Consider the following 12,165-nt stretch of genomic DNA (forward strand, 5'->3'; position numbering starts at 1 on the left):
TGTGTTCAGCGGTACGGCGGTTTCGACGGGCTTTCTGTACAGGGTGACCATCTCGGAGGCGGGCGTGGCGATCGATCATCTGGACGCGCGGATCATCGTGCTGCTGGCCCGGGAGCCGAGGATCGGGGTCCTCGAGATGTCCCGGCGTCTGGGGGTGGCCCGGGGGACCGCGCAGGCACGGCTGGACCGTCTTCAGTCGAACGGAGTCATCCGGGGATTCGGGCCCGAGGTGGATCCGGCGGCGCTCGGCTACCCCGTCACGGCGTTCGCCACCCTGCAGATCCGGCAGGGGCAAGGGGCGGACGTACGGGCTTACTTGGCGACCGTGCCGGAGGTGCTGGAGCTGCACACCACCACCGGCAGCGGGGACATGCTGTGCCGGCTGGTGGCCCGCTCCAACGCCGATCTCCAGCGGGTCATCGACCGGGTTGTCGGTTTTGATGGAATCGTCCGGGCCTCCACCGCGATCGTGATGGAGAACGCCGTTCCGCTGCGGATCATCCCGCTGGTGGAGCAGGCCGCCTCCGAGGGCCGGGAGAGGACATAGCCGACCTGGGGTGGTGAGGGCCTGTGAGCTTCCGGGAGCACCTGGAGATCTTCCGTGCCGGCGCCTTCCCGGGAAGCGTCGGCGGCCCCACGCGGGCCTGGGCCCGCACCCGGAACAGGAGGGGGCGTGTCGGCGCCTGAGCTGGAGGAGGAGCGGGAGGCGTCGCCGTCCGCCGGGCCGGCCCGACGCGTCACCTGGCGCAAGCTGACCGTCCGGCCCGGCTTCCTCGTCGCCCTGCTGCTCGGCACCTGGCTGTGGTTCGGGCAGGCCGGGCTCGACCCGGTGTCGGCGGAGGCGCTGTCGGGCGGCCGGGTGCCGCAGGCACTGTGGCGGCACGTGGAACTGACGCTGCTCGCCACCCTCTTCGTGCTCGTCATCGCGATCCCGCTGAGCGTCCTGCTGGTCCGGCCGGTGTTCCCCCGGGCCCGCCCGGTCGTCCTGTTCCTCTCCACCAGGCGTGGGGCGGCCCCGGCGATCGGTCTCCTCGCCCTGCCGCTGATCTGGCTGGGCACCGGCGTGCGGGCGGCCCTCGCCGGCATGGTCGCCTGCGCGATCCTGCCGGTCCTCTCCCGCACCCTCACCGGCGTGCGGGCCGGCGACCCGGCGCCGACGGAGGCGGCGCACGAAGCCGGGACGGCACCCACGCGAGCCCTGACGCGCTTCGCACTGCCCCTCACCGGCGTGCGGGCCGGCGACCCGGCGACGACGGAGGCGGCGCGCGAAGCCGGGACGGCACCGACGCGAGCCCTGACGCGCGTCGCGCTGCCTCTCGCCGCGCCGCTGATCCTCGCGGCCGTCCGCACGGCACTCGTCCTGAACGTCGCCACGGCGACACCGGCGGCGTTCGCCGGAGCCGGCGGCCTGGGCGTCCTGATCCGCACGGGCCTCACCGCCCACCGCACCCCGGTCCTCGTCCTGGGCGCGATCCTGACCCTCGCCCTGGCCTTGCTGCTGGACTGGCTGGCCTCACTTGCGGAGCTGCTGCCGGAGCCGAGGGGGGTGGGCGCGAGGGGCGTCGAGGAGCGGGGGGCCTCGGTCTGACGAGGCCTTCCGCCCGGCACGCCGAGAGCACGCACACCGGACGCCGCGAGGCCCGCCGTGCGGGCGAACGAGGGGACCTTGCGGGCACGACCTCAGGGCCAGTTGCCGACGGGGCGGCGTCGCCCGCAGGGCGGCCGCGCGGCGTCGCGGGGCCCCTCCCGCGCGAGCGAAGCCGAGCGTGGGGGAGCCGTGCCGGGCGTCGCGAGCCCGGTGAACCCTTCCGGTCACAAGCACCAGGGCCCTAGCAGCGGGGCACGGAGCCCTTTCCGCTCTGCAGGGCCGTGAGCGCGTTCACCGCTCCCTCGAGGGTGGTGACGGGGATCAGGCGGAGGCCCTTGGGCAGTTCGGACTTGGCGTCGCCGCACTCGTCCTTCGGGACGAGGAAGACGGTCGCCCCGTCGCGGCGGGCGGCCTGGGTCTTCAGGGCGACGCCGCCGACCGCGCCGACCGTGCCGTCCGTCTCGATGGTGCCCGTACCGGCGATGGTGCGTCCGCCGGTGAGGTCGCCGCCCTCGCCGTTGCCGTCGAGCTTGTCGACGATGCCGAGCGAGAACAGCAGTCCGGCGCTGGGACCGCCCACGTCGGCCAGCTTCAGCGTGACCTTGATGCCGTCGTCGGTGCGGTCGAGGTACTTCAGGGCGGCCTCGGTCGCGGCGTCCTGGGACTGCTCCATCTGCTCGGTGTTGTGCCGCTCGATCTCCTTGGTGGTCTGCCCGCTGGGGTAGACGGAGTCGCGCGGCATGATCGCCTGGTCGCCGCGGAACCAGCCGTCGATCACATCGCCGAGCCTGACGTCGGCGTCCGGGCCGGTCGCCTCGATCGTCGTCATCCGCAACTGCCCGGACGTGTCCCGGGTGGACGCGCCGGAGATCGTGATGACGGGGGTGCCCTCGTTCTCGCCGAGGACGTTCGCCGTCATGCCGGGCTGCGCCACCGTGAACGGCAGGGGCGCGACCACCGCCGTGGCGAGGAGACCCACGAAGGGCACGGCGCAGACGGCGAGGGCCTGGAGGCGAGAGAGGCGAGAGAGCACGGGGTCAATGTAACCGGCGCGGGTGTGCGGACCACCGCGAGGTGCTCGCGCACCCGGCCGTCGGCGGCCCCGGGAGGTCCCGCGGCCGGTACGGCACTCAGCGCAGCGCCTCCGCCACCTCACGGGCCGCGTCCATCACCCTCGGCCCCACCCGCTCGGGCACCGCGTCGGCCAGCATCACCACGCCCACACTGCCCTCGACGCCCGTCACCCCGAGCAGCGGCGCCGCGGCACCGCTCGCCCCCGCCTCCAGCTCCCCGTGGGTCAGGGTGTAGCCGGGCTCGCCCGGCAGCTTCTGGCGCGCGGCGAGGATCGCCCGGCCGGCCGCCCCGCGGTCCAGCGGATGCCGGAAGCCGGCCCGGTACGCCACGTGGTAGTCCGTCCAGGACGGCTCGACGACCGCGACCGCGAGCGCCTCCGCACCGTCCACCAGCGTCAGATGGGCGGTCGCCCCTATGTCCTCGGCCAGCGACCGCAGAGCGGGCAACGCCGCCTCGCGGACCAGCGGATGCACCTGACGGCCCAGCCTCAGCACCCCGAGACCGACCCGGGCTCGGCCGCCCAGGTCACGTCGTACGAGTGCGTGCTGCTCCAGCGTGGCGAGCAGCCGGTACACGACGGTCCGGTTCACGCCCAGTTTCTGGGACAGCTCGGTGACGGTCAGCCCGTGGTCGGTGTCGGCCAGCAGCTTGAGGACCTTCAGGCCCCGGTCGAGCGTCTGGGAAGTCTCCGCGGTCACGACGCCCACTCCTTCAGTGGTGAGGTCGGCAGCCCCGGCACGGCGGATGCGTCACCGAGTCCCGTCAGTGACGCGCGTCAGAGGCCGCCGATCGGCAGGAGGGCCAGGCGTGTCCGGGCCCAGTCGCTTCACGGCTGCGCTCCGCGGCGGCGCTGCCACGGGGCGTGTGCGTAGCGGGACAGTAGCGAAGCAGGTTCGCTGAGCGGAAGAGAACGTCCAGAATCCGGTCAGTGGCCGGTATGGACTGCTAGTGTTTGCCTCGCTTTTGCCCTGGTACGTCACCCCGCGCGGCCCGCCTCACTTCATGCGGGTCGCCCACTCCTGCACCTTGGCGATGCGCTGGCGCAGCTGCCCGGCCGTCGCCTCCGCGCTCGCCGGCCCCCCGCACACCCGCCGCAGCTCGGTGTGGACGACCCCGTGCGGCTTGCCGCTCTGATGGACGTAGGCGCCGACCATCGTGTTGAGCTGCCGGCGCAGTTCCATCAGCTCCTTGTGCGAGACGACGGGCCGCCGCTCGGCGGGCACCTCCAGCAGGTCGGCCTCGCTGTCGGGCCGCTTCTTGCTGTGCGCGATCTGCTTGGCCTGCCGCTTCTGCAGCAGCAGTTGCACCTGCTCGGGCTCCAGCAGCCCCGGGATGCCGAGGTAGTCCTGCTCCTCCTCGCTCCCCGGGTGGGCCTGCATGCCGAACTCGGCGCCGTTGTACATGACCCGGTCGAAGACGGCGTCGGACTCCAGGGCCTCGAAGGGCAGCATGTCCTGCTCGCCGGTGTCCTCGTCCTGCTGCTTCTCCGCCTCCTGGAGAAGCTTCTCCTCCTCGGCGTACGGGTCCTCCTCGCCCTCTTTCCTGGGCTTGTCGAGGACGTGGTCGCGCTCGCGTTCCATCTCGCCCGCGAAACCGAGCAGATCGGGCACGGTCGGCAGGAACACGGACGCGGTCTCGCCGCGCCGCCGGGACCGCACGAAGCGCCCCACGGCCTGCGCGAAGAAGAGCGGCGTGGAGATGGTGGTGGCGTACACCCCCACCGCCAGCCGGGGCACGTCGACGCCCTCGGACACCATCCGGACCGCGACCATCCACCGGTCGTTGCCGTGGCTGAACTCGTCGATCCGGTCGGAGGCCCCGGCGTCGTCGGAGAGCACCAGGGTCGCCTTGGTCCCGGTGATCTCGCGGATCAGCTTGGCGTACGCGCGCGCCGAGTCCTGGTCGGAGGCGATGACGAGGGCGCCCGCGTCCGGGATGGCCTTCCTGACCTCCGTCAGCCGCAGGTCGGCGGCGCGCAGCACGCTCGGCATCCACTCGCCGCGCGGATCGAGCGCCGTACGCCACGCCTGGCTGATCGCGTCCTTGGTCATCGGCTCGCCGAGCCGGGCGGCGATCTCGTCACCGGCCTTGGTGCGCCAGCGCATGTTGCCGCTGTAGGAGAGGAAGATGACGGGCCGGACGACGTGGTCGGCGAGGGCGGACCCGTAGCCGTAGGTGTAGTCGGCGGCGGACCGCCGGATCCCGTCCGCACCCTCCTCGTAGGTCACGAAGGGGATGGGGTTGGTGTCGGAACGGAAGGGGGTGCCGGTCAGGCACAGCCGCCGCGTGGCGGGCTCGAAGGCCTCCAGGCACGCCTCGCCCCACGACTTGGAGTCACCGGCGTGGTGGATCTCGTCGAGGATGACGAGGGTCTTGCGCTGCTCGCTGCGGTTGCGGTGCAGCATCGGCCGTACACCGACGCCCGCGTACGTCACCGCGACGCCGTGGTAGTCCTTGCTGAGCGGGCCCGCGCTGTACTCGGGGTCCAGCCGGATCCCTATCCGCGCCGCCGCCTCCGCCCACTGCTTCTTGAGGTGCTCGGTGGGCGCGACCACGGTCACCTGCTGCACGACGTGGTGGTGCAGCAGCCAGGAGGCGAGGGTCAGCGCGAAGGTCGTCTTGCCGGCGCCGGGCGTGGCGACGGCGAGGAAGTCGCGCGGCTGCTCCTGGATGTACTTCTCCATCGCCCCCTGCTGCCAGGCCCGCAGCTTGCTGGCGGTACCCCAGGGGGCGCGGCCTGGGAAGGCGGGAGAGAGGTGGTGGGAGTGGGAGTGCGAGGAGGTTGCGGCGGGGGTAGTCACGGTCTCCGTGGGGGTCGGGCGGCTCGGTTCTCGGCTGGTTATGACAACCGGGCCACCCTACCGGCGGGCCTCCTGCGTCACGGCGCGAACGAGGCCGGGTCGCCGGTGGGTGGGACCCACATCACAGAGAGCGCGGCAGAATCAGCGTGCGAAACGTGGCAGCTGGGCCGCGATCTTGGGTACGTCCAAGGCGCCTTGGCAGACGTCAAGGACGAACCGCTCCGCTTCGTCCACATCGAAGTCTGCGTCCAGAGGATGCCCGTTCATGTGGAGGAAGACCCAGGTCGCATACCAGGCGATGCGCTTGTTCCCGTCGACGAGCGCGTAGTTGCGGGCGAGGGACTCCATCAGCGCCGCGGCCTTCTGCCATACGTCAGGGTAGGCGTCCTGCCCGAAAACGCTCGCCTGTGGACGCGCCACAGCCGAGTCCAGCAGCCCATAGTCACGCACCTCGTCCGCCCCGAGTCGCTTCGCCAGGTTCAGCAGCTCGGGCAGGGTGAGGTAGTGCATCAGGCGAGCCTCCGGTTCAGCTCGGCACTGGCCTTCAGCACGTGCTCGGCGGCCTCGTTGAACAGACGCGAGTGCTCATTGACGGCCGCGATGACCGCGTCGTGCGCGAAGGCTTGCATGCTGCGCCCCTCAGCAGCGGCACGCTCACGCAGAGCATCGATCTCTTCGTCCGTGAAACGCAGGTTCAGTCCGGCCATGCTTCGACGGTACCATTTGGTACCACTTGGTGTCGTCCCGCATCCGTCACCGGGCCTCGACCTTCGTCGCCCGCAGCCGCGTCGTCACCCAGGCCCCCACCAGCGCCACCCCCGCCATCGGCAGGAAGACCGCGGCGAAGGCCGCCGGATGCGAGGAGCCGCCGGCCGCCGCGGCCGTGTGCGCCACGCTCCCCCCGCCGAGCGCCGCGAAGGCCGCGCCCCCGCCGGCCAGCAGCAGCACGTTCGACAACCCGTCGGAGATCTGCAGCGCGGCCGAGTTGGCCCCTGCCTCCTCCGGGGCGGACAACTGCAGCAGAAGCACGCTGGTGGAGGAGATGACGAGCCCCATCCCGAAACAGCCGAAGCCCCAGGCGACGGCGACGGTCCAGGCAGGCACGGAGTGGACCAGCACACTGGGCGTGGCGGCGACGGCCGCGGCCACCAGCACCATCCCCGCCGTCATCAGCCGTTCCCGGTACGGCTCCACCCGCGCCCGCGCCTGCAGCCAGGAACCCAGCGCCCAGGTCCCCCCGCCGGCCGCGAGCGAGAACCCGGCGAGGGTGGGGCTCAGCCCGCGTTCGGTGACGAGCATCAGCGGCACGAAGGACTCGGCGGAGACGAAGGCACCGGCGGCCAGCCCGCGCAGCAGCACCACGGACGGCAGGCCACGGGCCGCCCGCCAGATCCCGCCCGGGAGCAGTCCGCGCGCGGCGGGCAGGAGCAGCGCGAGCCCGGCCACGACGGGCACCGCGGAGACGGGTCGCAGATCCTGGGCGCCGTACTGCAGCAGACCGGCGCCGAACGAGATCCCGAGGGCGAGCCGAATCCGCCGCCGGTCGAAGGACGAGGAGCCGGCGGAAGAAGAGGAGGCGTCACCCGAGGTGCTGCGAACGGCCCCGCCGGCCCGCCGCCGTATCTGGGGCAAGGCAAGGGCGAGCGGGAGCAGGACGAGGACGGGCATCCCGAGGAACACCCAGCGCCATCCGAGGTGCTCGGTCACCGTCCCGGCGGCCAGCGGGCCGACCACGGACGGCACGACCCAGGCGGCGGCGAAGGCGGCCATGATGGCCGGCCGGAGCCGCTCGGGATAGGCCCGGCCCACGACGACGTACAGGGCGACGATGACGAGCCCGCCCCCCAGTCCCTGCACGGCCCGCCCGACGATGAACGCCCACATCGCCTGGGCGGTCCCGGCCACCACGAGCCCCGCCGCGAAGGCCGCGATGCCCGTGCTCAACGCCCCGAGCGGCCCGCGCCGGTCCGACCACTGTCCGGCGAGCACCATCCCGAACAGGCTGGTGGTGAAGTACCCGGAGAACGCGAACGCGTACAGCGACACCCCGCCCAGTTCCCGGGCGGCGACCGGCATGGCGGTCCCCACCGCCGTCGCCTCGAAGGCGATGAGCAGCACCACGGAGACGATCCCGACACTGAGCGCCCGGTACGCCCGCCCCAGAACGGACTCACCCGGGCCCGGGCTCGGACTCTCACACGCGTCGGCGACACCAGCGTCGCGGGGTTCCAGGACAGCCATGCCCGCCAGCGTAAGGTCCACGACTGACATTGACCCCTGTCAGGAGGCGGACCCCGGCCTCCGACCTTGGTCGTACGCCCGGCCCGTTCATGAACGGCGCATGGCAGTCCCGTCGCAGCCCCCCGGCCCCCCTTGAACCCCCCTCCACCCCGCCCATACGGTCATTCCACCAAGCCGGAACGGAACAGGTTCCACCCCGGGCGTGTGCACGGACGAGCGCTTGGTGAACGGCCGTGTGCCCGAGTGGTTCAGGGGCTCGCCTGCGCCGCGTTCTTCAGCGAGCTCCGCTCGCAGGGAGTTACGTGGGTTCGAATCCCGCCACGGCCTCCCTCGGGGCGCGGCTTCCGGCAGTGCGGGACGTCGGGGCCGCGCCCGGGGCGTGGCTGACGTGGCGCCAGTCTTCTTGCTGTTCCCCGGATTTAACCTACGACCCCTTGGCGACCCTGTCTCTACGCGCGTAACTTGAGCCGACCTCCCCACAGCACCCAGCCGTGCACGACGACGTACGAGGAGATCGGCAGCGTGTCCAGTCCCGCAGGCAGCAGAGTCCCCAGACCCACCGGAACCCCGGGCGTCCGCAGCAGCCGCCGCTCGGCCCGCGCGCTCATATCCGTGGGCGTCGCAAGCGCGTTCGCCATCGTCTCCCTTCCCGCCGCGTACGCGACGCCGTCCGCCACGGCGGTGATCTCCGAGGTGTACGGCGGTGGCGGGAACTCGGGGGCGACCCTGACCCGGGACTTCGTCGAGCTCGGCAACGCCGGGTCGGCGGCCTACGACCTGGCCGGCTTCAGCGTCCAGTACCTGCCCGGCTCGCCGTCCTCGTCCTCGGCGTGGCAGGTGACCGCGCTCAGCGGGTCCCTCGCGCCGGGCGGGCGGTTCCTCGTCGCCGAGGCGGCGGGTTCCGGCGGGACGACCGCCCTGCCCACGCCCGACGCCACCGGCTCCATCGCCATGAGCGGCACGAGCGGCACCGTCGCGCTCGTCTCCGGCACCGCCGCCCTGACCTGCAAGACCGCCGCCGACTGCGCGTCCGACAGCCGGATCGTCGACCTGGTGGGATACGGCAGCGCCGTCGTCCGGGAGGGAAGCGGGCCGGTCACCGGTGCCTCCAACACCGCGTCGGTCGCCCGCGGCGCCCTGCTCGCCGACACCGACGACAACGCCGCCGACCTCGCCTCCGGCACGCCCTCCCCCGTCAACTCGGCAGGCCAGACGCCCGGTTCGGGCGACGGGGGCGGCGACGGCGGCGGGGACGACCCCACCCTGCCCGGTACCGTCCGCGTCCACGACCTTCAGGGCACCACCCGGCTCTCCCCGCTCGCCGGGCAGACCGTCACCCGTGTCCCGGGCGTCGTCACCGGTGTGCGGACGTCCGGGTCGAAGGGGTACTGGATCCAGGATCCGGCAGCGGACTCCGACCCGCGCACCAGCGAAGGCGTCTTCGTGTACACCGGGTCCGCCGCGCCCACCGTCGCGGTCGGGGACTCGGTGCTCGTCAGCGGCAAGGTCAGCGAGTACCACCCGAGCAGCACCAGCCAGTCCGTCACCGAGATCACCGGGCCCACCACGACCGTGCTCTCCAGCGGCAACGCGCTCCCCTCCGCCGTCACCCTGGACGCCGCGAGCGTGCCGTCCGCCTACATCCCCACCGCCGGCGGCGGCAGCATCGAGTCGCTGCCCCTCGAACCCACCATGTACGCACAGGACTTCTACGAGGCCACGGAGGGCATGCGCGTCAGCTTCTCCGACGCGCGGGTCGTCGGCGCGAGCGACGCCTACGGCGAGCTGTGGGTGACGGTGAAGCCGGACGAGAACGCCACCGTGCGCGGCGGCGCCCTCTACTCCTCCTACGACCGGCCCAACACCGGCCGGCTGGAGGTGATGTCGCTCGACACCACCGCCTCCTTCCCCGCCGCGAACGTCGGCGACGAGCTGTCCGGCACCACCACCGGGCCGCTCGACTACTCCGCCTACGGCGGCTACAACGTCCAGGCCACCCGGCTCGGCGCCCTGGCCGGTCACGGGCTGGAGCAGGAGGTGACCCGCCGGCAGAGGGGCGACGAGCTGGCCGTCGCCACCTACAACGTGGAGAACCTGGACGCGCTGGACGGCCAGGAGAAGTTCGACCGGCTCGCCCAGGGCGTGGCGGTCAACCTCAACTCGCCCGACGTCGTCGCCCTGGAGGAGATCCAGGACGACAACGGCGCCACGAACGACGGCACGGTCACCTCCGAGGCCACCCTCACCCGCTTCACCGACGCGATCCGTGCCGCCGGCGGGCCCCGCTACCAGTGGCGCTACATCGCTCCCGCCGACGGACAGGACGGCGGCGAGCCCGGCGGCAACATCCGTCAGGTCTTCCTCTTCAACCCCAAGCGGGTCTCCTTCACCGACCGGGCCGGCGGTGACGCCGGCACGGCCACGAGCGTGGTGAAGACGCGCAAGGGTGTCCGCCTCACCTACTCCCCCGGCCGGATCGACCCGGCGGACGACGCCTGGGACAGCAGCCGCAAGCCGCTGGTCGGCGAGTTCGTCTTCCACGGCGAGACCGTCTTCGTGATCGCCAACCACTTCAACTCCAAGGGCGGCGACCAGCCCCTGCACGGCCGCTACCAGCCTCCGGCCCGCAGCTCCGAGACCCAGCGTCAGACGCAGGCCGCCGAGGTGAACACCTTCGTCAAGTCGCTGCTCGCGGCGGACAGGAACGCGAAGGCCGTCGTCCTCGGTGACCTCAACGACTACGAGTTCTCCCGGACGGTCACCACGCTCACCGACGGCGGTGTCCTGACCCCGCTGATCACCACCCTGCCGGCCGCCGAGCGCTACACCTATGTGTACGACGGCAACTCGCAGACCCTGGACCACATCCTCACGAGCCCGGCCGTCACCCGCTTCGACTACGACGTGGTGCACCTCAACGCCGAGTTCGCCGACCAGGCCAGCGACCACGACCCGCAGATCGTGCGGATCGACGTCAGCAGGTGCCGGCGCTAGACGTCAGCGCACAGGCCGCCACCCGGCTCGTCCTCGAACATCCCCGGCCAGTAGCGCCAGCCGTCGTCGGCGGGGGTGGCCGGGGTCGGGTCGCAGGCGACGGGGTCGACCCCGGCCAGGGTCCAGGACATCGTCTCGGCCAGCTGGTCGTAGGCCTCGGTCAGTTCGTGCACCGCGTCCAGGGCCCGCTCACGCCGTATCAGCCACAGGGTGAACGCCAGGGTGGAGACGTCGGCGTTGAGCGGGCGCAGGGCGAGGTCCGGCTCACTCCAGCTCAGCACCGCTCCCGTGGCGCCGTCCACGACGAGGCTGGTTTCCTCGAGCAGATGGCCGAGGCGGATCAGCCGGTCCGCGTGCGCCGGGAGCCGCTCCTCGGCGCAGACCCCCTCGGGGGCGTCGGCGCAGTACTCGGCGAGCGTCTGCAGCGGCATGTCCGTGTCCAGGAAGAACCAGGCGACCTCTTCCGGCAGGCCCGTCTCGCGCAGGAAGCGACGGGTCGGGGCGTGCGTGAGCGCCTTGGGGAAGTCGACGTCCTCGAAGCGGACGATCTCGGAGGCGCCGAACTCCTCGTCGAGCAGACGGGCCGGCAGGTCCAGGGTGAGGCCGGAGGCGGTGCCGGGACCGGCCACCAGGGCCAGCGGGCGGAGCACCGCGGCCAGCTTCCAGAAGAGCTCCGGCTCGCCGCCCGTGCCCCCTGCCTCGAACACCGCCAGCAGCTGCCGGGTGGCCTCCGCCACCGCCTGCGGGCCCAGCCGGCCCGCGTAGGAGGCGAACTGACCGCGCAGGGCCGCGAGTTCGTCCACCGCCGTCGCGCAGCGCACCAGCCTCTCCAGGCTGGGCGCGAGGGGGCGCGGGTCCATCAGGTCGGGCCGGTCGTGCAGGAAGTACGTGGTCGAGATCTCGCCCGTCGTGCCGTCCAGCAGGACGGACTCCCGCTCCCGGCCGTCCGCGCCCAGGATGCCGCCGATGACCAGCCGGTCGCGCAGCTCCGCCGCCAGGCGGCCGTCGGGGTCGCCGGTGGAGTCGCCGACCGTGCGCAGCCCGTCCGCGCGCAGCGCCTCGAACGTCAGCAGGCCGCCGTCGCCGGGCAGTCCGGGGCCGGTCAGCCAGCGGCGCGTCGGCGCGTGCGTGACGTACGGGTCCAGTTCGTCCTCGGTGAGGGTGATCGTCGTCGTGCCGGTGAGGTGTGCGATGTTCGTGGCGGTGGTGGTCCTGGTCGTGCTCATCGGGTCCCCCGTGCGGATAAGTGCGTGCGCCGTCCCACTGCTCCGCACCCTACGCGGAGCCACTGACAACGCCTCCTGACCGGCGACGACGCCGCAGCGACTCCGACAGCGCCCCGCACCACCGACACCGGCCCACACTGAGGAGACGTCACACCACCCTCGCGCGTTCCCTTCCCGCCCGCATCGCCACGACCGCCTCCCCCGGACGACCACGTACACGGGGCGGGTGCGGACCCTTCCG

General features: G+C 72.5%; 11 protein-coding genes and 1 tRNA gene. 4 read left to right on the forward strand and 8 right to left on the reverse strand.

The annotated features are described in order from the left end of the window. Window positions 1-64 precede the first annotated feature (64 nt). Entirely contained in the window at window positions 65-547 is a 483-nt protein-coding gene (locus tag ACFY30_RS35465) for an Lrp/AsnC family transcriptional regulator (RefSeq protein WP_390660285.1), read from the forward strand. Window positions 548-673: 126 nt separating this feature from the next. Further along, entirely contained in the window at window positions 674-1,588 is a 915-nt protein-coding gene (locus tag ACFY30_RS35470; RefSeq protein ID WP_390849248.1) for an ABC transporter permease subunit, read from the forward strand. Between the two features lie 241 nt (window positions 1,589-1,829). Here ACFY30_RS35470 and ACFY30_RS35475 read toward each other — a convergent pair whose 3' ends face one another. The 6 genes from ACFY30_RS35475 to ACFY30_RS35500 all read right to left on the reverse strand — a co-directional run bounded on the left by ACFY30_RS35475 (window position 1,830) and on the right by ACFY30_RS35500 (window position 7,704). Beyond that, window positions 1,830-2,621 carry a S16 family serine protease gene (locus ACFY30_RS35475; RefSeq protein WP_390849249.1) on the reverse strand — a complete coding sequence of 264 codons (792 nt, stop codon included), beginning with the start codon at window positions 2,619-2,621 and terminating at the stop codon, window positions 1,830-1,832. A 97-nt stretch (window positions 2,622-2,718) separates the two neighbouring features. Further along, window positions 2,719-3,360 (reverse strand): IclR family transcriptional regulator, encoded by a 642-nt coding sequence (locus ACFY30_RS35480; RefSeq protein ID WP_390849250.1) that lies wholly within the window; start codon window positions 3,358-3,360, stop codon window positions 2,719-2,721. Between the two features lie 297 nt (window positions 3,361-3,657). Continuing rightward, window positions 3,658-5,463 carry a DEAD/DEAH box helicase gene (locus ACFY30_RS35485; RefSeq protein ID WP_390849251.1) on the reverse strand — a complete coding sequence of 602 codons (1,806 nt, stop codon included), beginning with the start codon at window positions 5,461-5,463 and terminating at the stop codon, window positions 3,658-3,660. A 141-nt stretch (window positions 5,464-5,604) separates the two neighbouring features. After that, window positions 5,605-5,973: a type II toxin-antitoxin system death-on-curing family toxin gene (locus ACFY30_RS35490; protein ID WP_390849252.1), complete on the reverse strand. Its 369-nt coding sequence runs from the start codon at window positions 5,971-5,973 to the stop codon at window positions 5,605-5,607. Continuing rightward, entirely contained in the window at window positions 5,973-6,170 is a 198-nt protein-coding gene (locus ACFY30_RS35495; protein ID WP_390849253.1) for a hypothetical protein, read from the reverse strand. The genes ACFY30_RS35490 and ACFY30_RS35495 overlap by 1 nt, the downstream gene beginning before the upstream one ends. Before the next feature lie 46 nt (window positions 6,171-6,216). Beyond that, window positions 6,217-7,704: an MFS transporter gene (locus ACFY30_RS35500; RefSeq protein ID WP_390849254.1), complete on the reverse strand. Its 1,488-nt coding sequence runs from the start codon at window positions 7,702-7,704 to the stop codon at window positions 6,217-6,219. A gap of 229 nt (window positions 7,705-7,933) precedes the next feature. Here ACFY30_RS35500 and ACFY30_RS35505 point away from each other — a divergent pair. Further along, window positions 7,934-8,031 (forward strand) — tRNA-OTHER (locus ACFY30_RS35505). Window positions 8,032-8,153: 122 nt separating this feature from the next. Here ACFY30_RS35505 and ACFY30_RS35510 read toward each other — a convergent pair. Further along, complete coding sequence (locus tag ACFY30_RS35510; protein WP_390849255.1) at window positions 8,154-8,312, reverse strand: hypothetical protein; 159 nt, start codon at window positions 8,310-8,312, stop codon at window positions 8,154-8,156. A gap of 4 nt (window positions 8,313-8,316) precedes the next feature. Here ACFY30_RS35510 and ACFY30_RS35515 point away from each other — a divergent pair, with 4 nt between their 5' ends. After that, window positions 8,317-10,698 carry an endonuclease/exonuclease/phosphatase family protein gene (locus ACFY30_RS35515; protein ID WP_390849256.1) on the forward strand — a complete coding sequence of 794 codons (2,382 nt, stop codon included), beginning with the start codon at window positions 8,317-8,319 and terminating at the stop codon, window positions 10,696-10,698. Here the strand turns inward: ACFY30_RS35515 and ACFY30_RS35520 are convergent. After that, entirely contained in the window at window positions 10,695-11,924 is a 1,230-nt protein-coding gene (locus tag ACFY30_RS35520; RefSeq protein ID WP_390849257.1) for an SUKH-4 family immunity protein, read from the reverse strand. The genes ACFY30_RS35515 and ACFY30_RS35520 overlap by 4 nt on opposite strands. Window positions 11,925-12,165: the final 241 nt, after the last annotated feature.

Origin of the sequence: Streptomyces sp. NPDC000345 (genome assembly GCF_042898825.1) — a bacterium.
Lineage (GTDB): Bacteria > Actinomycetota > Actinomycetes > Streptomycetales > Streptomycetaceae > Streptomyces.

What these genes read in the sequence shown, in the direction of transcription:
- ACFY30_RS35510 (WP_390849255.1), bottom strand. Translation starts at nt 8,312, where the DNA reads ATGAGCGCGCGGGCCGAGCGGCGGCTGCTGCGGACGCCCGGGGTTCCG.
- ACFY30_RS35520 (WP_390849257.1), bottom strand. Translation starts at nt 11,924, where the DNA reads ATGAGCACGACCAGGACCACCACCGCCACGAACATCGCACACCTCACC.
- ACFY30_RS35500 (WP_390849254.1), bottom strand. Translation starts at nt 7,704, where the DNA reads ATGGCTGTCCTGGAACCCCGCGACGCTGGTGTCGCCGACGCGTGTGAG.
- ACFY30_RS35490 (WP_390849252.1), bottom strand. Translation starts at nt 5,973, where the DNA reads ATGCACTACCTCACCCTGCCCGAGCTGCTGAACCTGGCGAAGCGACTC.
- ACFY30_RS35495 (WP_390849253.1), bottom strand. Translation starts at nt 6,170, where the DNA reads ATGGCCGGACTGAACCTGCGTTTCACGGACGAAGAGATCGATGCTCTG.